21 protein-coding genes are annotated in these 22,030 nt (G+C 44.0%); 16 read left to right on the top strand and 5 right to left on the bottom strand.

Annotated features, from left to right (window positions below; all coding sequences use genetic code 11):
• Positions 1 to 30 precede the first annotated feature (30 nt).
• The 11 genes from nusB (at position 31) to lgt (ending at position 9,226) form a co-directional block, all read left to right on the top strand.
• Entirely contained in the window at positions 31 to 447 is a 417-nt protein-coding gene (nusB, locus tag ACWI_RS05910) for a transcription antitermination factor NusB (RefSeq protein ID WP_070370507.1), read from the top strand.
• The gene (locus tag ACWI_RS05915; RefSeq protein WP_070370508.1) at positions 434 to 1,405 is read left to right on the top strand and encodes a Kae1-like domain-containing protein; all 972 of its coding nucleotides are present in this window, start codon (positions 434 to 436) and stop codon (positions 1,403 to 1,405) included. The genes nusB and ACWI_RS05915 overlap by 14 nt, the downstream gene beginning before the upstream one ends.
• Positions 1,405 to 2,613, top strand: a complete 1,209-nt coding sequence (gene xseA / locus ACWI_RS05920; protein ID WP_070370509.1) for an exodeoxyribonuclease VII large subunit — start codon at positions 1,405 to 1,407, stop codon at positions 2,611 to 2,613. Before ACWI_RS05915 ends, xseA begins: the two co-directional genes overlap by 1 nt.
• On the top strand, positions 2,613 to 2,831 hold the full coding sequence (gene xseB, locus ACWI_RS05925) for an exodeoxyribonuclease VII small subunit (RefSeq protein WP_070370510.1): 219 nt from the start codon (positions 2,613 to 2,615) through the stop codon (positions 2,829 to 2,831). The genes xseA and xseB overlap by 1 nt, the downstream gene beginning before the upstream one ends.
• The gene (locus tag ACWI_RS05930) at positions 2,828 to 3,724 is read left to right on the top strand and encodes a polyprenyl synthetase family protein (protein ID WP_070370511.1); all 897 of its coding nucleotides are present in this window, start codon (positions 2,828 to 2,830) and stop codon (positions 3,722 to 3,724) included. Before xseB ends, ACWI_RS05930 begins: the two co-directional genes overlap by 4 nt.
• Before the next feature lie 90 nt (positions 3,725 to 3,814).
• Positions 3,815 to 4,642: a TlyA family RNA methyltransferase gene (locus tag ACWI_RS05935; protein ID WP_070370512.1), complete on the top strand. Its 828-nt coding sequence runs from the start codon at positions 3,815 to 3,817 to the stop codon at positions 4,640 to 4,642.
• Between the two features lie 13 nt (positions 4,643 to 4,655).
• Entirely contained in the window at positions 4,656 to 5,528 is an 873-nt protein-coding gene (locus ACWI_RS05940; protein ID WP_084633528.1) for an NAD(+)/NADH kinase, read from the top strand.
• A 76-nt stretch (positions 5,529 to 5,604) separates the two neighbouring features.
• Positions 5,605 to 6,054, top strand: a complete 450-nt coding sequence (locus ACWI_RS05945) for an arginine repressor (RefSeq protein ID WP_070370513.1) — start codon at positions 5,605 to 5,607, stop codon at positions 6,052 to 6,054.
• Positions 6,055 to 6,064: 10 nt separating this feature from the next.
• A complete protein-coding gene (gene recN / locus ACWI_RS05950; protein ID WP_070370514.1) occupies positions 6,065 to 7,804 on the top strand; it encodes a DNA repair protein RecN in 1,740 nt (579 codons plus the stop codon).
• 64 nt (positions 7,805 to 7,868) lie between these two features.
• The gene (gene pduL, locus ACWI_RS05955) at positions 7,869 to 8,438 is read left to right on the top strand and encodes a phosphate propanoyltransferase (protein ID WP_070370515.1); all 570 of its coding nucleotides are present in this window, start codon (positions 7,869 to 7,871) and stop codon (positions 8,436 to 8,438) included.
• A 2-nt stretch (positions 8,439 to 8,440) separates the two neighbouring features.
• Positions 8,441 to 9,226 (top strand): prolipoprotein diacylglyceryl transferase, encoded by a 786-nt coding sequence (gene lgt, locus ACWI_RS05960; protein ID WP_070370516.1) that lies wholly within the window; start codon positions 8,441 to 8,443, stop codon positions 9,224 to 9,226.
• An 89-nt stretch (positions 9,227 to 9,315) separates the two neighbouring features.
• Here the strand turns inward: lgt and ACWI_RS05965 are convergent, their stop codons facing one another.
• Positions 9,316 to 10,842, bottom strand: a complete 1,527-nt coding sequence (locus tag ACWI_RS05965) for a YifB family Mg chelatase-like AAA ATPase (RefSeq protein ID WP_070370517.1) — start codon at positions 10,840 to 10,842, stop codon at positions 9,316 to 9,318.
• Between the two features lie 122 nt (positions 10,843 to 10,964).
• On the opposite strand from ACWI_RS05965, the gene ACWI_RS05970 reads away from it, so the two are divergent.
• A complete protein-coding gene (locus ACWI_RS05970; protein WP_070370518.1) occupies positions 10,965 to 11,813 on the top strand; it encodes a DMT family transporter in 849 nt (282 codons plus the stop codon).
• 73 nt (positions 11,814 to 11,886) lie between these two features.
• Here ACWI_RS05970 and ACWI_RS05975 read toward each other — a convergent pair whose 3' ends face one another.
• The 4 genes from ACWI_RS05975 to ACWI_RS05990 all read right to left on the bottom strand — a co-directional run bounded on the left by ACWI_RS05975 (position 11,887) and on the right by ACWI_RS05990 (position 17,109).
• Positions 11,887 to 13,065: an MFS transporter gene (locus tag ACWI_RS05975; protein ID WP_070370519.1), complete on the bottom strand. Its 1,179-nt coding sequence runs from the start codon at positions 13,063 to 13,065 to the stop codon at positions 11,887 to 11,889.
• A gap of 627 nt (positions 13,066 to 13,692) precedes the next feature.
• Positions 13,693 to 14,355 carry a TetR/AcrR family transcriptional regulator gene (locus ACWI_RS05980; RefSeq protein WP_070370520.1) on the bottom strand — a complete coding sequence of 221 codons (663 nt, stop codon included), beginning with the start codon at positions 14,353 to 14,355 and terminating at the stop codon, positions 13,693 to 13,695.
• 150 nt (positions 14,356 to 14,505) lie between these two features.
• Positions 14,506 to 15,885: an argininosuccinate lyase gene (argH, locus tag ACWI_RS05985; RefSeq protein WP_070370521.1), complete on the bottom strand. Its 1,380-nt coding sequence runs from the start codon at positions 15,883 to 15,885 to the stop codon at positions 14,506 to 14,508.
• Between the two features lie 6 nt (positions 15,886 to 15,891).
• On the bottom strand, positions 15,892 to 17,109 hold the full coding sequence (locus tag ACWI_RS05990) for an argininosuccinate synthase (RefSeq protein ID WP_070370522.1): 1,218 nt from the start codon (positions 17,107 to 17,109) through the stop codon (positions 15,892 to 15,894).
• A 380-nt stretch (positions 17,110 to 17,489) separates the two neighbouring features.
• Between ACWI_RS05990 and argC the strand changes: the two genes are divergently transcribed.
• The 4 genes from argC to ACWI_RS06010 all read left to right on the top strand — a co-directional run bounded on the left by argC (position 17,490) and on the right by ACWI_RS06010 (position 21,969).
• Positions 17,490 to 18,530 carry an N-acetyl-gamma-glutamyl-phosphate reductase gene (gene argC / locus ACWI_RS05995; protein ID WP_070370523.1) on the top strand — a complete coding sequence of 347 codons (1,041 nt, stop codon included), beginning with the start codon at positions 17,490 to 17,492 and terminating at the stop codon, positions 18,528 to 18,530.
• 145 nt (positions 18,531 to 18,675) lie between these two features.
• The gene (gene argJ / locus ACWI_RS06000; protein WP_070370524.1) at positions 18,676 to 19,899 is read left to right on the top strand and encodes a bifunctional glutamate N-acetyltransferase/amino-acid acetyltransferase ArgJ; all 1,224 of its coding nucleotides are present in this window, start codon (positions 18,676 to 18,678) and stop codon (positions 19,897 to 19,899) included.
• 17 nt (positions 19,900 to 19,916) lie between these two features.
• Positions 19,917 to 20,786, top strand: coding sequence for an acetylglutamate kinase (gene argB / locus ACWI_RS06005; RefSeq protein ID WP_070370525.1), 870 nt, complete (start codon positions 19,917 to 19,919; stop codon positions 20,784 to 20,786).
• Positions 20,787 to 20,796: 10 nt separating this feature from the next.
• Positions 20,797 to 21,969, top strand: coding sequence for an acetylornithine transaminase (locus tag ACWI_RS06010; RefSeq protein WP_070370526.1), 1,173 nt, complete (start codon positions 20,797 to 20,799; stop codon positions 21,967 to 21,969).
• The last annotated feature ends 61 nt before the right edge of the window (positions 21,970 to 22,030 follow it).

Here is a 22,030-nt window from a genome sequence, read left to right on the forward strand (position 1 = left end):
TTAGAATATTAGAATCAGAAGGAGAAGCGCATGAGTCGAAAAAAAGAACGGGAATATGCGTTAAAAGGGGTATTTCAATTAGATTTTCATCCGGAACCAGGAGATTTCACTGAAAGTATTGCATATTTTTTAGAGGATAATGAGCTCGATCTGACTTATGGAAAGACTCTGATCGATACGACCGAAACTCATCTTCCAGAAATCGATGATATTCTCGATGACTATCTCAAAAGCACCTGGAAAATTGATCGCATTCCAAAGGTGGAAAAATCAATTCTGCGTCTGGCCATTTGTGAGCTGAAATATATGGACGAAAAAGTACCATTTGAAGTTGTCATTAACGAGGCAATAGAGCTCACAAAAAAATTTGGAGATGAGGATGGAAAAAATTACGTTAATGGTATCTTGAATAAAATCGTTAAGGATGAACTCAATGAGTGCCCTTAGCCTTGGTATCGATACCAGTAATTATACAACTTCGGTTGCCTTGGTAGACGAAAATGAAAACATGATTTATAACAAGGGCATCCTATTGGAAGTGAAGTCAGGAGAAAGAGGGCTTCGTCAATCGGATGCCCTTTTTCAGCATGTCCACCATTTGCCGATACTCCTTCAGGAGTTGCCCCGGGGCCGGGAAATCGAGATTATCTGTTATTCTGAGCGTCCCCGACCACTGTCTGATTCCTATATGCCAGTTTTCCGTTCGGGAGAATCACTTGCGTGTTCGCTGGCCGGGGTATTGGGGATAGAACGGCTGGCGGTGAGCCATCAGGAGAATCATATTCGGGCGGCCATTTATGGGAGCGGATCCCCAGATTTGGAAGCGATCTTTTGTGCGGTTCATTTTTCTGGTGGCACATCGGAAATATTGCTGGTTGAAAAAAAGACGATTGGTTATAAGTGCGACATTATTGCAACGACCCGGGATCTCAATGCCGGGCAATTGGTTGATCGGGTTGGGGTTCTGATGGGATGTGATTTTCCGGCAGGTAAGGCGCTGGAAGTACTGGCAAACCAGGTGAATCCGGCATCCTTTAACAGTAATGTTTTTATTTCTTCAACCATGAAGGATCTGGATTTTCACTTTTCCGGACAGGAAAATCAGGCCCGCCGCCTTTTGGAAACTGGTGTGGAACCGCCGGTAGTCGCTTATCTGGTGCTTAAAGCCATTGCCAAAACGCTCTCTAAAGCCATTGGCGGTTTGGCAAAAAAATATCCATTTCAGTCGGTGCTTTTTTCTGGTGGTGTGATGTCCAATCAGATTATCAAAAAAATAGTGATTAACGAACTGCAAGCGACCGGACTGAAGCTTTATTTTTCGCCTGGGGAATATTCCCGGGATAACGCCGCTGGCAATGCTCTGATGGGTATGGATTATTATAAACATGCGAGGTACAGTCAGTGATGAAGGCAAAAATTCTCAGCGTGTCTGAGGTTAATCAATATGTTAAAACGCTTTTGGAGTCCAATAGTCTGCTAAAAAATCTGATAATCCAGGGTGAACTTTCCAATGTCAAGCGGGCGGCTTCGGGACATTTGTATTTTTCACTAAAGGATGCAGGTAGTAAAATTGATTGCGTGATGTTTAAAAATGTCGTTACGGGTCTTAAATTTCTGCCCAAAGAAGGTCTGAAGGTCACGCTTCGGGGGAGTCTGGGCGTGTATCTGCCCAGTGGTCAATACCAGATTACGGTACGTTCCATGGAACCCCAGGGATTGGGGGACTTGTTCCAGGCATACCTGGTATTAAAAGATGAACTGGCATCCAAAGGTTATTTTGATCGGGATCATAAAAAAAAGCTGCCAGAAATAATCAGCCGGGTAGGTCTGGTGACGTCACCGACAGGGGCGGCCATCAAAGATATAATTTCAATTATTAAACGCCGAAATCCGCTGATGGATATTGTCATTTATCCCAGTCTGGTTCAGGGTGACGAAGCGGCCGGAACGATAATTAAAGGGATTCAAGCCTTCAATACGGCCCGGTCTGTGGACGTGATTATTATCGGCCGGGGTGGCGGTTCCATCGAAGACCTCTGGGCATTTAATGATGAACGTCTGGCCAAAGCTATTTTTGAATCGGAGTTACCGATTGTTTCGGCGGTGGGGCATGAAATTGACTATACGATTGCCGATTTTGTGGCTGATTTACGAGCACCGACCCCTTCTGGAGCAGCAGAATTGGTAGCGGAAGAAACTCTGAGTATGATTCAGAACCTGGTTGCTCAAAAAAAAAGGCTGAGTCAGAGCATGGCAGCGACTATCGACAGAAACCGCCGACTGTTGTTGCAGATCAGAAAAGAGCTATTGCGTTATCGACCGCAGGAACGCATCGAAGAGAGACGTCTTTTTTTGGATATCATTAACGAACGGTTGGTTCGGGCGTTAATGGGGCAACTTAAAAGTGAGCGACAGCAATTGATCAATATTAAAACCCGGATTGAAGCCATGAGTCCGGTAAATGTACTTAAAAAAGGCTATGTTCGGGTGACGGATAACTATGACAAGTCCGTTGTTTCGGTCGCCGGTTTACAGGTTGATCAGCCGGTGACGCTCCACTTTGTGGACGGTCAGGCCAAAGCAAGGATTCAATCCACGAAGGAGACTAGATAATGGCAGTTAAAAAACTGAAAACAAAAATGAATCGTTTGGAGGCCATTGCCGAATTATTGGAAGGTGATGAGCTGGAAATCGAAGCATCCATGAAGCTTTTTGAAGAAGGAATGAAGCTCATTAATGAGTGTAACGCAGATTTGGACACCCTGGAAGGAAAAATAACCATCATGATTGATGGCGAAGAAAAAGAATTCGAGGGGAGTTTGGAGGTATGAGTGGGTTCAAAATTCAGCTAAGGGATCGGGTAGCAAGAATCAATGAGGAGCTTGGAAAAGTTTTTCAACAGAATCTGGATACACCAGAAGTAATTATCGAAGCCATGAAATATAGCCTGTTTGCCGGAGGAAAAAGACTGCGTCCGATGTTAATGATGGAAACCTGCCAGGCTCTTGAAGGGGATGTAGAGGTAATCAAGCCGCTGGCCATGGGGATTGAGATGATCCATACCTATTCGTTGATCCATGATGATTTGCCAGCCATGGACAATGATGATCTGAGACGGGGCAAGCCGACTAATCATAAGGTGTATGGCGATGCCATGGCCATTCTGGCTGGAGACGGGCTGTTGAATTATGCAGTTGAAATCATGCTACAGGGCACCCAGGGACTTACGGGAAGAGCGTTGACAAATTATCTTTGTGCCATGAAATGTATCATGGGGGCTTCCGGTATTCTGGGAATGATTGGCGGTCAGGTGGCCGATATCCTCAGTGAAGACAAGGTTATCGGGCTCGATGAAATGGACTATATCCATTTGCACAAGACGGCGGCCTTGCTGGAAGCCTGTGTCCAAAGTGGCTGTATTATCGCCGAAGCTGAACCAGCCACCCAGGGACGACTGATCAGCTATAGTCACCGAATTGGGTTGGCTTTTCAGATTGTTGATGACATTCTGGATATTGAAGGTAATGAGGCCGATCTGGGCAAACCCATCGGTAGTGACGAGAAAAATCATAAATCCACCTTTGTGTCACTCTACGGGTTGGAGGCTTCAAAAATCAGGGTTGACGAGTTGGAAGCGGAAGCCATCGAACTGCTTAGACCAATTGGCGAACGGACTGTTTTTCTTCAGGAATTAGCCAGCTATATCTGCCATCGCCGAAAATGAAATCCAAGTTTTTAGAATCACTCCAAAAGATGTTTAAGTTGGTTAAAAGATAATTGGAAAAAGGAAACAGACCCATGAAAAGAGGAAAAATTGAAAGAACGTTTAGATAAATTATTGGTGAGCCTGAATTATTTTGATACCCGGGAGCGGGCTAAAAAAGCCATTATGGCCGGGTTAGTTCAGGTCAATGACCAGGTCAGGGACAAGGCTGGCGATCTGGTGGACACTGAGGCGATGATTCAGGTCAAGGGTAGCGATCTGCCTTATGTCAGTCGGGGCGGTTTAAAACTGGAAAAGGGACTGGCAGTCTTTGATCTGGAGGTGGCAGGAAAAGCCTTTATCGATATTGGCTCATCCACCGGAGGTTTTACCGATTGCTTGCTACAAAATGGTGCTACAAAGGTGTACGCAGTCGATGTCGGTTATGGACAGCTGGACTGGAAGTTGCGCACCGATTCCCGGGTTGTTTCCATGGAACGAACCAATTTTCGCTATTTGACAACCGAGAATATTTCAGAACTGGTCGATGGTACCGTGATGGATGTCTCATTTATTTCAATAACCAAATTGATTCCGGCGATCAAATTGTTTATGAAACCTGGAGCTCGGGGGATCTGGTTGATTAAGCCGCAATTCGAAGCAGGACGGGAAAGAATTGGTAAAAACGGTGTTATCCGGGATAAAAAGGTGCATGAATCGATTTTGCTTGAAGTGATGACTGCCATCGAAAAGCAGGGATTTTTGATCAAAGGTCTGGACTTTTCTCCGATACAGGGGCCTAAAGGCAATATTGAGTTTTTAGTTTTTGTTGAAAATACCGAACCCGAGATTGAGGGAAACTGGGCATCACTGATTCATCAAGTGGTAACCATCGCCCATGAAAGTTGCAAAAAAAAGAAAGAACCCCAGGACGAATAGGATGTGAGTACGATTGGAAGCTGAATTTAAAAACTTTAAGGAAATCGGTATTTATCTCAACATGGATAAGCCGGACAGCCCTGCTTTGGCAGAAAAATGCATCGGTTATCTAATCCAGCACGGCTTTAAAATAGCCCTACTGGAAGGCCAGATAAAATATCCCCATGAATGTGTTATTTATTATCCTAAAAACCTTTTTTACCGAAAGCCGGATTGTATTCTGGTGCTGGGCGGGGATGGCACGCTTTTATTTGTAGCACGGAAAGTTTGTTTTTATTCGATACCAATTTTTGGCATTAATCTGGGTAAATTGGGTTTTCTTACCGAAGGCGAGGCGGGTAATTATGAAGAGGCGCTTAAGAATTTAACTTCTGGAGATTATTACATCGAAGAACGGATGATGTTAAGTTGCAGCATCAAAAAAGAAAATGAAAGCGCCTGCTTTTATATGGCATTAAACGATGTTCTGGTTAAGAGTCGGGGCTTTCGAATGATGGATATTGAAGCCCGGGCTAACGGCTCAACCATTGACAAATTTCGGGCTGATGGGTTGATTATCGCCACTCCCACCGGATCCACCGGTTATTCTTTGGCTGCTGGAGGGCCAGTGGTGTCACCCCAGGCGAGAGTGATGATTCTTAACCCGATCTGTCCCCATCGACTTCATGACCGATCTTATATTTTGCCGGAGGATGAGGTCATCAAACTGGAATTCGGAGATCGTGAAAAAGACATTATGGTTACCTTTGATGGACAGACCACCGTTTCGATTTCACCACAAGATGCGGTTAAGGTCAAAAAGGCCACCTATTGCACCCGGTTGATTCGGCTCAACCAGATGAGCAGTTATGACCGGCTACGAATCAAGCTTTCCAGTGAGTATTAAAAAATCAAAAGGCAAAAATAACTAACACGACAACAGGTGGCGATCTTGACAAACTTTGGAGAAAGAAGGGAAAGACATGAAAGTATCGAGACAATTAAAAATTATTGAAATCATTGAAAATAATCTCATCGAAACTCAGGAAGAGTTGGCCCAGGCATTGAAAGATGCCGGGTTTCCGGTAACCCAGGCCACCATCTCCCGAGATATTAAAGAATTGAAGCTGATCAAAGTGAGCAGTCACGATGGTATTCAGCACTATGCCCCATTAAAGGACATTGGTACTATTTATAATGAACGGGTTACGGCAGTTTTTAAGGAGTCGGTGCTTACGATTGACTATGTGGAAAACACCATTGTCCTGAGAACCCTGCCAGCCATGGCCCAGGCAGCGGCTCTGGCCATTGACTCAATGGATTGGAGTGAGATTGTTGGAACCATTGCCGGAGATGATACCATTTTTGTGTTGGTTCGCAATCGGGATATGGTTGGAGAAATTGTCGGTAAATTTAAAAAGTTGATGAAATAGGGAGGGACTGATGCTGAGAAATCTTGTTGTTAACGACTATGCGCTGATTGATCATCTGGTGGTGGATTTTCATCCAGGTCTCAATGTGATCACCGGAGAAACCGGAGCCGGAAAATCCATTGTCATTGACGCTTTGACATTGGTTCTGGGTAACCGCGGTAATAAGACCAACATCCGTCAGGGCAAGGGCAAGATGACGGTACAGGGACTTTTTGATGTCAGTGACCAGCCAGCTCTGATTCAAAAATGCGAAGCATATGGTATCCCCATGGAGGATGGTCAGTTGATTTTAATCCGTGAAATCGATGATCGGGGTCGTAATATTTGCCGCGCCAATGGTCTGATTATCACCGTCACCCAATTAAAAGCAATCGGTGATGAGCTCATTGATATCCACGGCCAGCATGAACATCAATCCTTGTTCAAAAGGGAGAATCATCGCCAGCTACTGGATGCCTTCGGCGGCGAAAAAAGCCGAAAATATCGAGATCAGATAGCTGCTGCGGCAGGCGAGATTAAACGGATTCACGAGTTGATTGCAGAATTGGAAACAAATGAACGTGAGTTGGAGCGAGAAAAAGAAGCCTTGCAGTTTGAAATCAATGAAATTGAAGCGGCGGCTCTTGTTGTTGGTGAAGATGAAGAACTGGAAGGGGAAAAACGGATTCTGGAAAACCGGGAACGTCTTTTTACACACACCAGCAGAGCCTATGAATTGCTAAGAGGAGAAAACGCCGAGCAGCCCCCGATTCTTGATGCCCTTAGTCTACTGGCGGCAAGTATGACTGAAATTGCCAAAATAGACACAAGTTTTGAGGAACGTCTGGAGACGGTTAATGGCATTTTAAGTGAAACAGAAAATCTTTCGTTTGAAATCCGTTCATATCTCGAAGATATGGAGTACAGCTTGGGTGATTTGGATGAGATTGAAACCCGACTAAGCATCATTGCCAAGTTGAAGCGGAAGTATGGTCATGATATTACCGAAATTCTTTGCTACGCCAGAGAGAGCAGCATTCGTTTAAAAAACCTGTTGAATCGGGATGAAAATCTGCAGAAATATTATCAGGAATTAAGCGGTCTTCAAGATAATTATAATAAGATCAGTAATAATCTCTATCAATTGCGTTTAAAAACAGCCAGTGCGCTGAAAAAGGCCCTTGAGAATGAGTTGGCGGAGTTAGCTATGGAAAAGACTCAGGTTGAGATTTCAGTGGAACATGATCCGGAGCGGGTCAGTGTCCATGGTCAGGATCTGGTGGAGTTTTTAATATCTGTCAACCCGGGTCAGGCACCCAAACCACTCGGGAAGGTGGCCTCAGGAGGGGAAATATCCCGAATTATGCTGAGTTTAAAAAGTATTTTCGGAAATCTGGATGCCATTGAAACGATGGTGTTCGACGAAATTGATACCGGGATCAGCGGTCGAACTGCCCAGGTGGTAGCCGAAAAAATTCAGGCCCTCAGTGTTACGCCACCCAGAGGCCGACAGATTATTTGCATTACCCATCTGCCCCAGATTGCGGCGATGTCCGACCAGCATTTTATGGTGCAAAAGCTTGCGCAGAATGAGGGGGTAGAGGTACGATTTTTACCCTTGGATGAAAAGGGTAAAAAAGAGGAGCTTTCCCGAATGCTGGGCGGCGCAGAAGTAACCCGAAAAACCTGGGAACATGCCCAGGAAATGCTGGAATTAAGCCAAAAAATAAAAAAATCGAAAAAAAGTAAAGAAGACAAAATATTATCTTAACATTTGATTGGTTATTAGATAGAATAAAGATTGTTAAAAATATATTTATTTAAGGAGATATAAATTGGAAAGAAAAGTACCCATCGGGTTGTCTAACAAACACATTCATGTATCACAGGCAGATTTAGAGGTATTATTTGGTAAAGGCTACCAATTAACACCAATGAAAGATTTATCACAACCAGGTCAATATGCCGCCGAAGAAAAAGTAGATGTGGTTGGACCAAAAGGAACTTTAAAAGGAATTCGTATTTTGGGACCCGTTCGACCAGAAACCCAATTGGAAGTTTCTGTTGGCGATGGTTTCTGTTTAGGGATTCAAGCACCACTTCGTAATTCCGGCGATATTGCAGATACGCCTGGCGTTAAAATTGTCGGACCAGCTGGCGAAGTCGAAATTGCTAAAGGTGCCATCGTTGCAGCCCGACACATTCATATGAGTCCAGAAGAAGGCGCAGCATTTGGCTTGAAAGACAAAGATATTGTTTCGGTAAAATTAGATGGACCTCGAGGTTTGATTTTTGACAATGTCCTGGTACGGGTTCACCCAGAATTTAAATTAGACATGCATCTTGATGTTGAAGAAGGAAATGCTGCCGGAGCTAAAAACGGTCAATTGGCAACAATTCTTTAATTATGATTGCACCAAACCCAATCGCATTTACTGCATTTGGCTTTGATGTCAGGTGGTATGGGGTTTTAATTGCCTCGGCATTACTGATCGGATTGTTCATCGGGATAAAACGGGCACCCAAATATGGGCTTGATCCTGAGATCATTATGGATTTCTTTTTGTATATGACCCCAGCGGTGATCATCGGAGCCCGACTTTATTATGTCATCTTCAGTTATGACTATTATCTGGCCCATCCGGAAGAAATCATTGCGACCTGGCATGGTGGGTTGGCTATTCATGGCGGCATTATTGCTGGAATCATTGTGGCTATTATCTTGTGTCGGGTTAAAAAGATCAGTTTTTTTGCGCTGGCCGATGTTTTGATACCGGCGCTGCCCTTAGGTCAGGCGATTGGGCGCTGGGGGAATTATTTCAATCAGGAAGCCTATGGTTCGCAAACCGATTTGCCCTGGGCCATTACGGTCAATGATGCTGCTCTGGGAATCATCAGGGTGCACCCGACTTTTCTGTATGAATCGGTCTGGAATCTGCTGGTTTTTGGTTTTATCTTTTTCTATGAAGACAAAATTAAAAAGGTCGACGGCGAATTACTTTTTGTCTATCTTGGCCTGTATTCCATCGGGCGTTTTTTCATTGAAGGCCTGAGAACCGACAGCTTGATGTTTATGGGGCTGAGAACTGCTCAACTGATCAGTTTGGCATTGGTGGCAATAGGCATCGGCGGGCTTTGGTATTTGCGCAAAAATGAAGATCGCTTTGTGAATTCGATGATTAGAAAAAAATAATTTTAGTACTAAGATAAAAAGACTATCAGCGATAAACGGATAGTCTTTTGTCTTTTTTGCACAGCGAGACGCAACATCGATTGCCGACATCAGGACAATCGGTTCATCCCCCGATACTGAATCGCTTCGGATAAATGGTTGACTTGAATGGTTTTGGATCCATCTAAGTCGGCAATGGTACGGGCTAACTTTAAAATCCGATGGTAGCCACGGGCACTGAGTTTCATCTTGGTATAGACATTTTTCATCAGGTTTTCTTCAGCTGGGCCAAGTTTACAGTAAATCTCCATAAGTTTTGGCGTAAGCTGGGCATTATAAAAAATATCCAAATTCTGATAGCGTTGATTTTGTCGTTCACGGGCAGCATCGACCCGTTTTTTGATAACAGAAGAACTTTCACCCTTGGGTTTGGTCTGAAGCTCATCGTAGGTGGTGCTGGGAATCTCCACAAAAATATCCAGTCGATCCAGCAATGGTCCGGATATTTTGCCTTGATAGTTTTTAATCTGCTGGGGCGTGCAAATACATTCATGGGCTGGGTCTGTGAGATAACCGCAGGGACAGGGGTTCATTGAAGTGATCAGGGTAAAGCTGGCCGGAAAAGTCAGCGAGGCGTTGACCCGGGAAATCGTCACCTCCTGATCTTCAATCGGCTGACGCAACACCTCCAGAGCCGATTTTTGGAATTCCGGCAGCTCATCGAGAAAAAGCACCCCCAGGTGGGCCAGTGAAACCTCACCAGGCTTGGGGATTCGGCCACCACCAACCAGTGAAACTTTAGAAATGGTATGGTGGGGAGAGCGAAAAGGACGTTGACTGATGATGGCATTATTTTTCAGGAGTCCGGAAATGCTGTGAATCTTGGTGATCTCAAGCGCTTCGTCCAAGGTGAGATCCGGCAGGATGGAAGGAAAACCTTTAGCCAACATGGTTTTTCCCGACCCGGGAGGTCCGCTCATCAGACAGTTGTGAGCCCCGGCGGCGGCAATTTCTAACCCCCGTTTGGCCAGATCCTGGCCCCGGATATCGGAAAAATCGATGCTGTGACAGCTGTTTTCAACATTCAGGAGAGAATCAAGGTTGATTATAAAGGGGTCGATGACGAGTTCCTGTTTCAAAAAGGAAACTGCTTCGTGAAAATCTTTTACGGGATAAACATTCACATTCTGAACCACCGCTGCTTCATGACGGTTATCAAAGGGCACCAGAATGTTGGCAATGCCAGTTTCTTTAGCCGCCAGTACCATCGGCAGCACCCCATTAACGCTTCTAATTTCGCCGCTGAGGGATAGTTCTCCGATAACCAAAAAGCTCTCGGGATGATCCCAAGTCAGTTGCTCTGAGGCAGTCAGGATGCCCAGAGCAATGGCCAGATCAAAGGCTGGGCCTTCTTTTTTGAGATCGGCTGGAGCGAGGTTAATGGTGATTCGTTCCATCGGATATTTGAAACCATTGTTTTTGATGGCTGAAAAAACCCGATCCTTGGATTCTTTAATGCCGGCATCTGGTAGACCGACCAGTGAATATGCGGGCAGACCCCGGGAAATATCAATTTCGACTGTGACAATAACGCCATTAACACCCAGTAATCCGCTACTTTTTATCTGTGATAACATGCAAAGTTTACCTCCACCTTATTATGGACATTATACCGGAAATAAACGTAAAAATATAGAGAAATAATTTGATGGTTATGGTATTATGATAAAACAAGTTAAAAAATGAAAAGGAGGTGCCCATGGAAAAAACGACAAAGGGAACCTTATATGTGCTCATTGCCATGATGTTATTCAGCACCGGCGGGTTGTTTATCAAGCTGATCAATGCGAATGCCTTTACGATTACATTTGGTAGGGCAATCATAGCGGGTCTTATTTTTTTGCCCATGATTCAATGGAAGAAAATCAAATTTTCGAAATATTATGTTGGTTTGGTGGTCTCCTACTGTTATTTATGCATGATGTTTGTACTAACAACAAAGATTACAACGGCAGCTAATGCCATTATTCTTCAATGTACGGCACCACTATGGCTTTACTTGTTTTACGTGGTCAAAGGGAAAAAAATAACAAAGCGTGATTTGATTCCACGACTGTTTATCTTACTGGGGATCATTCTAATACTAAGTGCGGCTGATGGTGGAAACCCCTGGGGTGATCTGCTGGCTTTAACCAATGGGATTGCCTATGCGGCAGTTCAGTATTTACTGGACAAAGACTATCCCATATCGGATGCTTCAATTGTGGGGTTAAACAACCTATGGTTGAGTTTGATCATTCTGTTAACCATGTCCAGTCAGCTGGACTTCACCGGCATCTCAGTTTATGGTTGGTTGGGCTTGATTTTTCTGGGTGTTTTTCAGATTGGTATTGCTTATCTCTTTTTATCAGGGGGGGTGCGCCTGATTTCACCATTGAAAGCCTCGATTCTATCATTGGCCGAACCCATACTCAATCCGATTTTCGTGTTCTTTTTTGTGGGAGAAACCCCGTCATTTCTTTCATTGACCGGTTTTGCGATCATTCTGATGGGGATTGGTCTGACAATGGTACCCCCTAAGACGCATCTAAGCGAGATTAATGAGTAACTCAAAATATCAAAGATTAAAAAACCACAACGCATTTTGCAGTTGTGGTTTTTTAGGTTGAAATTCAGATTGATTATTCCGGTTGAGCTGCACTTTGCTGCTTCGGTTTAATAAAGAGAAGAACGATCGCAATGGCAGCAACAGTGATCATTGAAACATAGAAAGGAAATTTAATATTAACCATCATGTCAACGCCCATAACTCCAGCTAAAAGAGCGAAGAAATAAGCCGAACAGAATCCACCGACATTCATGGATGCCATGACAATTCCCGAGGCGGTGGGCATCTGGCTGGGATGGACGGCTGCGCCCAAATTCATGAAGATGCTTGGCATGATAAAACCTAAACCAACACCGGCAACAGTTGTACCAATGTACATAAAGGCAATGGAATTTCCCAGACCAATACTGACCATGGCGACAGCTATTAAAGCAACGCCTAATGGCATGGTATTACTTTTGAAAATACCGAAGACTTTCGCAAAAATTAAACCTCCCAGCATTCCGCCAACTGTGAACATCGTCAAGACGAGGGCAGCATCTCCAGCAGTTCCCATACCACCGGCAGCGATAATTGAAGACATGTTAACCAGCATCGGGTAAATCAGAACCATCAAGAAGAAAATTAAACCGGCAAAAGCAAACACGGCCCCGGGTAATTTGGGCTTTGCTTCGCCAACTGCTTGAACGGGAGCTTTTGCTGGCTCAGGCAGGAACAGAATAATCACTAAGGTTATAATCCCTAATCCGTGAACTAAAAACGCATATTCCCAGGAAATTGTCGCCGCAAAACCACCGAGTAATTGGAAGAGAATTCCACCTACGTTGCCAACGACACCGCTGAGGCCCATCATTTGAGCCCGTACCTCACCATCAAAGAAAGCGATAATCAGTGCGGCGCCCAAAGGTGTAACAATCCCGAGTCCAATACCGAAGATGGCTCGAACGATCAGAATTGCCGTAAAACTGGAAGTCGTCATAAAATAGGGGGCCATACCACCACCGATAAAGAGAATCATACCAATGATTAACAGCGTTTTGTATTTTACAACACCACCGGCAAGTCGACCGGAGATCAGGGTAGCCGGAACAGACATTAATACTGCCAGAGTAGAAACAAGCAACAGGGATGTAAATGGAACATCAGGGAAGGCCGCAGCAATACTGGCGATAGCCGGTGTGATGGTACCAACCCCCATTTGGACAAAGAAAACCGATAATACTGCAATTTTTAGGAACGTATTATTTTTCATAATTTCACCTCTTCTAAAAGATATCACCCTGGAATCAGACCAGGATGTTTAAAGTTTACCCAGCCCCGATTTTCGAGATGGGTATGTAGCCAGTCAGCCGCGAAAAATAACATGATTAGTTAGGATTCAAATGTCATTTAAACGTTTGCTGTTTGGCTTGGTTCACAACGGATAATAGCAAGGGGGTTATAACATGCGTTTTTTAAATCCTCCTTCTTAAATTGGTGTGCGAATCACCCCCAAAAGCACTATTTCAATCACTGAGCCGAAAAATAGTTCGATAAAGCTAAGATAGTGGTTCAGTGATCAATAAGTTATACAAGTACAATATTAGTTACGTTTAAGTGTATGATGATAATAGCATGCAAAATCGGGAATGTCCAGCATTATTTACATTAAAAGTGAATAATTACGAAAATATATAGAATTTTACACATTTATAAACGTTTAAAACATGAATTATAAAAATTTTACAGTGATGAGTGGAGCGTTAAAATAGTGTGTTGACGTTATGTAGTTCAAATATTAATTGAAGTTAAAAAAAATGGGAGAAAGAGTATAAAAAAACAGCGCCATGTTAAGCATGACGCTGTAAGGATACCGGAGAAGCCAGAAAAAATGATACGATCAGACAATGTTAAAATTTTTTTCGATTCGCACGGTAAACATTTTTTCGATTTCGTAGGATTCGCTAATTACCTGTTTGATAAGTTCTGGATCAAGACCCATATTGTTCAGCAATAGATGAATACTGGAGTTAATGAAATCTTGAGAAGAACAATCAATAAGCCCGGCATCATAAGCAAGATTAATACCTTGTGTAGCACCGGCGCTGGCGAACGCAATAAAGGCAATCTCAAAGTCGCTGTAGTGAAGGTCGCAGCTTTCAGCCAGATTGCGGTAAAAATCGGTGACCACACTTTGTTCCTTGTAAAGAACATTTTCTCCCAGTAAATCGTAGTAAAATCGACTGAAATTTTTATTGAATCGCATATTGTTGTTCAATACCCGCCACTCAACGGCGGTTTGAAGTAAAAGGGTTGTTTCGAGCCCTAATTTGTAAAGATTTTCGGTAACCTTCGCTTTGATAGTCGACATGAGTTCGTTATATAATTCAATTCCAAGGCCGCCTTTTGAACCATAATAATAATTGATCAGACCAACATTCGCCCCGGATTCTTTGGCAATCTTCAGGCAGGTGGTGCTGGTATAGCCATATTCATAAAATAAGGCTTTAGATGCCTCATAAATCTTTTCCTTGGTTTCTTTACCAACCTTGTATTTTCCCATTTTATACTCTCTATTTCTATATTTTAATTCTGTGTAAAAATGCGTAAGATATAGCTAAAGCATACCATATTTCTTTGTGAAAAACAAGACAAAGGAAGCTAAAAAAACTTTCTTGATTTAATTGCGTTGTTAAGACAGGGCATTTAGCGTTTAATTCTGAACTAACCATTGGTGGTTCAATGCGATGGCTTTGCGAACCTGCTCTTCGGCTGGTCCGCCAATAATATTTCGTTGGTTGACACAGACATTCAGATCGATGGCAGAAAAAATGGATTCATCAAAAACTGGTGAGATACTCCGGTATTCGTCCAGGGTCAGTTCATCCAGACTTTTTTGCTGTTCCAGCGCAAAAAATACTAACTTACCAATGATTTCGTGGGCATCACGAAAGGCGATCCCGTGCTTAACCAGCCAATCAGCGGCATCGGTGGCGTTGGAAAATCCGCCGGCGGCTGCCTTTTTCATGGTTTCCTTATTAACGGTCAGGGTTTTGATCATTTTGGCAAAAGTGATCAGACAGATCTTAATGGTATCATAGGTATCGAATACTGGTTCCTTATCCTCCTGCATGTCCTTATTATAGGCCAGGGGAATCCCCTTCATGGTGGTCAGCAGGCCCATCAGGTTGCCATATACCCGGCCAGTTTTACCCCGCACCAGTTCAGCGATGTCCGGATTTTTTTTCTGAGGCATGATGCTACTGCCAGTACTGAAGGCATCATCGAGAGTGATGAAATTAAACTCGCTGCTGCACCAGAGGATGATCTCTTCCGAAAAACGGCTGAGGTGCATCATTAAGACGGAGGCTGCTTCAAGGAAATCAAGACAGAAATCCCGATCCGAAACGCCATCCAGACTGTTCAGGGAAACAAAGGCAAAGTCCAATTCTGCGGCAACTGCTGATCGATCCAGTGGATAGGTAGTGGTTGCCAAAGCACCGGAACCCAGCGGTAAGGTATCTGCCATCGCTTTAACCTGGGTCATTCGGATCATATCCCGCTTGAACATTTCCACATAAGCCATCAGATGATGGGCAAAAGTAATGGGTTGGGCCCGTTGCAGATGCGTATAGCCGGGCATGATAGTGTTGGTATGGTCATCAGCCAGATCGAGCAGGGTCAGAATCAGGTTGCGAATTAGAGACTTGCAGTCATCGGCAATCTCCTTGACATAGAGGCGCATATCGGTCGCCACCTGATCGTTGCGGCTTCGGCCGGTATGGAGTTTTTTGCCGACGTCACCAATTCGTTCAGTCAAAATGGCTTCGACATTCATATGAATATCTTCCATTGATACCGAAAACTCAACGTTTCCGGCTTCGATATCGATAAGAATCGTTTCTAACGTTTTGATGATCAGTTCAGCTTCGTTGGGATCAATAATATTTTGTTTTCCAAGCATTCGGGCATGGGCAATACTTCCAGTGATGTCCTGTTTGTATAGGCGTTGATCAAAGGATATGGACGAGTTGAAATCATCAGTTAAAAGGTCGGTTTTTTTAGAAAACCGACCTCCCCACATTTTTTTCATTTTATTCTATTCCCCTTTTTCTTCGCGGCTGAGTCGCATTAAAGCACGAACCTTAAGCGGTAAGCCAAATAAATGGATAAATCCTTCAGCGTCCTTATGATCATAAAGATCACCAGTGGTAAAGCTGGCAATTTCGGCATTGTAGAGTGAGTAAGGTGAGGTCACGCCAATGAGAATAATATTGCCCTTATATAACTTTAAACGAACATTTCCGGTAACCGTTTTTTGGGTTTCATCGACAAAGGCTGTTAAAGCTTCCCGCAGCGGTGTAAACCACTCGCCGTTGTAGGCCAGTTCAGCAAATTTAACGGCTGCCTGTTGTTTAAAGCCAAAGGTTTGACGATCAAGACACATATGTTCCAATTCTTCATGGGCTTTGTAAAGGATTGAACCGCCGGGAGTTTCATAAATTCCCCGGGATTTCATCCCTACCACCCGGTTTTCAATCAGATCAACGACACCAATGCTGTGACGGCCACCAATAATATTGAGTTGTTCAAGTAGTTCCCGGCCCGTCATTTCTACACCGTTTAGTCGGACGGGAATGCCCTGTTCAAAGTCAAGACTGACAATTTCAGCCTCATCAGGTGCTTCTTCCAATGGGGTAGTCATTTGCAGTAATTTCTTGTATTGTGGTTCCAGGGATGGATCTTCCAGTTCCAGACCTTCGTGGCTCATATGCAGAATATTTTTATCCCGGCTATAGCTGTTGCTGATCGACATAGGGACCTTGATATCATGCATGACACAATAGTCCATGGCATCTTCCCGGGACTTGATATCCCAAATTCGCCAGGGGGCAATGATTTTTAACTGTGGTGCTAAAGCACCAATGGTCAATTCAAAACGAACCTGGTCATTTCCCTTGCCGGTGGCACCGTGACAGATGGCTTCAGCGCCTTCCAGTTCAGCATATTTTACCAGCACCTTGGCAATCAAAGGACGGGCCAGGGAGGTGCCCAACAAGTATTTTTTTTCATAAATGGCATCAGCTTGAAGCGCGGGCCACACATAATCTTCGACGAATTCGTCGGTTACGTCTTCAATATATAATTTGCTGGCACCTGAAGCCAGAGCTCTTTCCTCGAGACCGTCAAGTTCAGTACCCTGTCCCACATCGACACACACAGCAATAACATCATAGTCATAGGTATTTTTAAGCCATGGGATAATGGTTGTGGTATCCAATCCCCCGGAATAGGCAAGAATTACTTTTTTCTTCAATTTTATATCCTCCTGATAATTATCTCGTTGGTATAATCAACTTAATCACATGAATGATTATACAATCATTTCAAGAGAAAAGCAAGTATAAAAAGAAAATAATTCGCATAAATTTATAAATATACATAAAAACGCTTGATTATGCATATAAAAACTAGTATAATACAAAAATAATATATTATATATTTAAGAAACTAACAGACAGACTTCACATATTTTGGTAAAATAAATATTTAAAGAGTTTACTTGGATAGTATAAAAATAGAATACTAAGATTGTAGATAAACCGCATCTCGATTTTTTGTGGGATTGTGTGACCCGGTTTGCCTAAACTCTTACTATTCTTAAACAAAGACATTTAAGAAAGGAAGTAAAATAAAATGATTAAAGCATCTGTTATCGGAGGAACTGGTTATGCCGGACAGGAACTGATCCGTATTTTAATGCGGCATCCTGAAGTAGAAGTGGTGACAATCGGAACCAGAAGCTTTTCCGGACAAAAATTCAGTGATATCTATGGAAACTTTCAAGGTATTACCGATCTCGTTTGTGAAGCAACCGACATCAAAGAATTGGCAGAGAAGTCGGATGTGGTATTTTTAGCCTTACCCCATGGAATTGCATCCAAAACCGTTACGGCAGAGGTACTCACAAAAACAAAGGTCATCGATCTGGGGGCTGATTTCCGGATTAAAGATATCGATGTATATGAGGATTGGTACCAAACCGAGCATTTTAACCATTCATTACTGAATGATGCGGTTTATGGATTATGTGAATTGCATCGGGAAGAGATAAAAAAGGCCCAGCTTATTTCAAATCCCGGCTGTTATACAACCTGCAGCATTTTAAGCCTGGCGCCATTAATTAAAAATAATCTTATTGATATGGGTAGTATTATCGTCGATGCCAAATCGGGGGTAACTGGAGCTGGCCGGGGAACAGTCACCGATTTGATGTACTCCGAGTGCAATGAAACCATCAAGGCTTATAAAATCGGTTCCCATCGACATACGCCGGAAATTGAGCAGGAATTGCGGCTATTAAATGGTCAGGATTTTAATATTCTGTTCACCCCCCATCTGGTTCCAATGAATCGGGGCATTCTGGCCTTATCCTATGCTAAATTAACCGCTGACCTGAGTCTGGAAGCGATCAAGGCGATTTACTGTGAATTCTACAACGACGAATATTTTGTCAGAATTCTGGAAAATCGGATGCCGGAAACCCGCTGGGTGAAAGGAACTAATTTTTGTGATATCGGGTTGTCCATCGATCCTAGAACCAACCACGTCATTGTTGTAGGAGCCATTGATAATCTGATTAAAGGAGCCGCCGGGCAGGCGGTACAAAATATGAATATCTGTTTTGGACTGGCTGAAAAAACCGGTATCGACTTTATTGCCGATTTTCCCATTTAAATAAGCAGTGACAAATCAGTTAATAATGGTGTGATATAAGAATATAGAGTCCGCACCGACAACAGATTAGCAGTTGGTCGGTATGACAGTTTGGTGAAAACCTGACGGATCATAGATGATTCATTAAAATACGAGGAGCAAAGACATGAAACTAATAAAGACAGGCGGAGTGACAACCCCCCTGGGTTTTAAAACCGGGGGAATCAATTGCGGCATTAAAAAGAACGAAAAAAATGATCTGGCGATGATTTTTTCAGAGGTACCCGGGGCAACCAGCATCATGACAACCACCAATGTTGTCAAAGCAGCCCCGATTCTCTGGTGTAACAAAGTCATGAATAATCCCTACAAGCAGGCGGTGGTGATCAACAGTGGCAACGCCAATGCCTGCACTGGACAAAAAGGCGAGGAAGCTGTAGTCGCCACGGCCAACAAGGCGGCGACGGTTTTAGGGGTGCAGCCGGAGGATGTGTTGATTGCCTCAACTGGGGTGATTGGGGTGATTTTACCGGTTGAGAAAATCCTGGCTGGGATTGAGACCCTGGGGCCAAAATTGGGAAACAGCCCAGCAGACGGCGAGATTGCTGCCAATACGATTCTGACCACCGATACAGTAAAAAAGACCATTGCCGTCGAGGTGGAAATCGGCGGTAAGTCCGTAAAGATCGGCGGCATGGCCAAGGGCTCCGGGATGATTCATCCCAATATGGCGACGATGCTGTCCTTTGTGACGACTGATGCAAATATTGAACCAGCCCTGCTTGATCAGTTGCTAAAAGAAACCACTGTTGATACTTACAATATGATCTCTGTGGATGGCGACACCAGTACCAATGACATGGTAGCGGTGATTGCCAACGGGATGGCTGGAAATCTGCCCTTGCAGGAAAATACCCCGGATTATGAGATCTTTAGAGAAGCTTTCATATATGTACATAAAACCCTGGCAAAAAAAATCATTCGCGATGGCGAAGGCGCTTCCAAGTTTGTGGAAGTGGAAGTTCGTGGGACAAAAACCAAAGAGGATGCCCGCAAGCTGGCTAAATCGGTTATCACCTCCAGTTTGGTCAAAACCGCCTTATTTGGGGAAGATGCCAATTGGGGTCGGGTGCTCTGTGCCTTGGGCTATTCCGGGGCTGAATTTGATCCCTTGAAGGTTTCCCTGGTTTTTTCCAGTCAGGCTGGGATGATTACCCTCTTAAACGATGGTGCCCCGATTGCCTTTGATGAAGATGAAGCGAAGAAAGTGCTGTCCGAAACAGATATTTATATTGTGGTTGAAATGGAAGAAGGCGATGAAAAAGCTGTGGCCTGGGGATGTGATTTGTCCTACGATTATGTCAAAATCAACGGCGATTACCGAAGTTAAATAGAAAAGAGTAAATAATGGAAAAATATATTGAAAAGGCCAAGATTCTGATCGAAGCTTTGCCCTATATCCAACAGTTTAAAAAGAAAACCATGGTCATTAAATATGGTGGTAGTTTTATGTATGATGAGGCCAGAAAGCAGTCGGTGATGGATGATATTTCGCTGATGCGTCTGGTGGGCATCCGTTTGATCATTGTTCATGGCGGCGGCAAAGATATTTCCGGAATGCTGAGTGACTTGGAAATCCAGACCGAATTTGTCGAAGGGTTGCGGATTACCAATGAAAAGGTGGTCGAAATTGCCGAAATGGTCTTATCCGGAAAAATCAACAAGGAAATTGTCCAGCTGCTTCAGAACCGTGAAATGAATGCTGTCGGCCTTTCAGGAAAAGATGGCGGGATGATCAAGGTGAAGAAGAAATTTGTTAATAATCTGGACATCGGTTTTGTTGGGGACATTATCCGGGTTGATAACCGGCTCTTGAATACCCTGTTAAAGGACGATTATCTGCCAGTGATTGCGCCGATTGGCACGGATAAAACCGGCCAGAGCTACAACATCAATGCTGATCATGTGGCTTATGCCATTGCCAAGGCAGTCAAAGCTGAAAAGCTGATTTATCTAACCGATACCGACGGGGTCTACATGGATCCGGACAATCCGGATTCGATTATCCGGCGCCTTTTCGCTGAAAATGTGCCCAAACTGATTGAAGAGGGGATTATTTCCGGCGGGATGATTCCCAAGGTGGAAAACAGTGTCGATGCCCTGAATCAGGGAGTCAATTCGGTTCATATTTTAGACGGCAAGGTGGAACATTCAATGCTACTGGAATTGTTCACGGCTGCCGGGGTCGGAACGATGATTCGTCGTTCCATTATATAAGGAGGACAATATGGATTTAATAACACGAGGAAGTAATGTGATCATGGAAACCTATAAGCGTTTTCCTCTGGTCTTTGATAAGGGTCAGGGCTGTGTTCTGACTGATCATAATGGCAAAGAATATTTGGATTTTGTGGCTGGGATTGCTGTTGATGCCCTGGGTCATTCCCATCCGGGTCTGCTGGCAGCAATGCAGGCACAAATGGAAAAACTGGTTCATATTTCCAATCTTTACTGGTCCAAACCGGGCATTGAACTGGCCGAAATGCTGACCAAGGCCAGTGGCCTGGATAAGGTATTCTTTTGTAACAGCGGGGCAGAAGCCTGTGAAGCGGCCTTAAAACTGTGCCGGGTGTATGGCAAGCTTAAAAAAGACGTGGAAGCAGTGGAAATCATTGCCATGAATCAATCTTTCCATGGCCGAACTTATGCGGCGATTACTGCTACAGGCCAAAAAAAATACCAGGAAAATCTGGAACCGCTGATGCCGGAAATTTATCATGTGCCTTATAACGACATTGAGGCATTGAAGGCGCAGATCAGCCCCAAAACCTGTGGGATTATTTTAGAACCGATTCAGGGCGAAGGGGGAATCTATCCCGCCGATCCGGACTATTTAAAAGAGGTTCGAAAGATCTGTGATGAACAAAACATCGTGCTGATTTTTGACGAGGTGCAAACGGGGATTGGTCGTTCAGGGAAATTGTTTGCTTACCAGCAATATGGTGTTGTACCGGATGTGGTGACGATGGCAAAAGGCTTAGGGGGCGGGGTTCCCATTGGTGGCATCATTGCCAAAGACCATGTGGCCGAAGTCTTTACCCCGGGAACCCATGCATCCACCTTTGGTGGCAATCCTTTTGTGACGGCCACCGCCAAATATGTGATTGAAACCCTGACCGCACCGGGATTTTTTGAAGCGGTGGAGGAAAAAGGGGATTATCTTAAAGCCCAACTGGAAGCCTTAAAAAAAGAGCATCCGGCTATTAAAGAGGTGCGTGGTATGGGACTAATTGTGGGGGTTCAGATTGATGCCGATTTGGGGGCTATCGTTGCCAAAGCGATGGAAAAAGGCTTGTTGTTGATTACTGCTGGCAGCAATGCCATTCGTTTTGTGCCACCGCTGGTGGTTGCCAAAGCCGAAATTGATCAGGCGGTGCAGATTTTTGCTGAATGTTTATAGAAATAAAACGGGGCGATCCGCCCCGTTTCAGACTGTCAGAAAAGATAACCTAGTACCGACA

Origin of the sequence: Acetobacterium wieringae (assembly GCF_001766835.1) — a bacterium.
Lineage (GTDB): Bacteria > Bacillota > Clostridia > Eubacteriales > Eubacteriaceae > Acetobacterium > Acetobacterium wieringae.

Excerpts from the sequence above, each read along its gene's own strand:
- nusB (WP_070370507.1), top strand. The coding sequence starts at position 31 with ATGAGTCGAAAAAAAGAACGGGAATATGCGTTAAAAGGGGTATTTCAA.
- ACWI_RS05915 (WP_070370508.1), top strand. The coding sequence starts at position 434 with ATGAGTGCCCTTAGCCTTGGTATCGATACCAGTAATTATACAACTTCG.
- xseA (WP_070370509.1), top strand. The coding sequence starts at position 1,405 with ATGAAGGCAAAAATTCTCAGCGTGTCTGAGGTTAATCAATATGTTAAA.
- xseB (WP_070370510.1), top strand. The coding sequence starts at position 2,613 with ATGGCAGTTAAAAAACTGAAAACAAAAATGAATCGTTTGGAGGCCATT.
- ACWI_RS05930 (WP_070370511.1), top strand. The coding sequence starts at position 2,828 with ATGAGTGGGTTCAAAATTCAGCTAAGGGATCGGGTAGCAAGAATCAAT.
- ACWI_RS05945 (WP_070370513.1), top strand. The coding sequence starts at position 5,605 with ATGAAAGTATCGAGACAATTAAAAATTATTGAAATCATTGAAAATAAT.
- recN (WP_070370514.1), top strand. The coding sequence starts at position 6,065 with ATGCTGAGAAATCTTGTTGTTAACGACTATGCGCTGATTGATCATCTG.
- lgt (WP_070370516.1), top strand. The coding sequence starts at position 8,441 with ATGATTGCACCAAACCCAATCGCATTTACTGCATTTGGCTTTGATGTC.
- ACWI_RS05965 (WP_070370517.1), bottom strand. The coding sequence starts at position 10,842 with ATGTTATCACAGATAAAAAGTAGCGGATTACTGGGTGTTAATGGCGTT.
- ACWI_RS05970 (WP_070370518.1), top strand. The coding sequence starts at position 10,965 with ATGGAAAAAACGACAAAGGGAACCTTATATGTGCTCATTGCCATGATG.
- ACWI_RS05975 (WP_070370519.1), bottom strand. The coding sequence starts at position 13,065 with ATGAAAAATAATACGTTCCTAAAAATTGCAGTATTATCGGTTTTCTTT.
- ACWI_RS05980 (WP_070370520.1), bottom strand. The coding sequence starts at position 14,355 with ATGGGAAAATACAAGGTTGGTAAAGAAACCAAGGAAAAGATTTATGAG.
- argH (WP_070370521.1), bottom strand. The coding sequence starts at position 15,885 with ATGAAAAAAATGTGGGGAGGTCGGTTTTCTAAAAAAACCGACCTTTTA.
- argC (WP_070370523.1), top strand. The coding sequence starts at position 17,490 with ATGATTAAAGCATCTGTTATCGGAGGAACTGGTTATGCCGGACAGGAA.
- argJ (WP_070370524.1), top strand. The coding sequence starts at position 18,676 with ATGAAACTAATAAAGACAGGCGGAGTGACAACCCCCCTGGGTTTTAAA.
- argB (WP_070370525.1), top strand. The coding sequence starts at position 19,917 with ATGGAAAAATATATTGAAAAGGCCAAGATTCTGATCGAAGCTTTGCCC.
- ACWI_RS06010 (WP_070370526.1), top strand. The coding sequence starts at position 20,797 with ATGGATTTAATAACACGAGGAAGTAATGTGATCATGGAAACCTATAAG.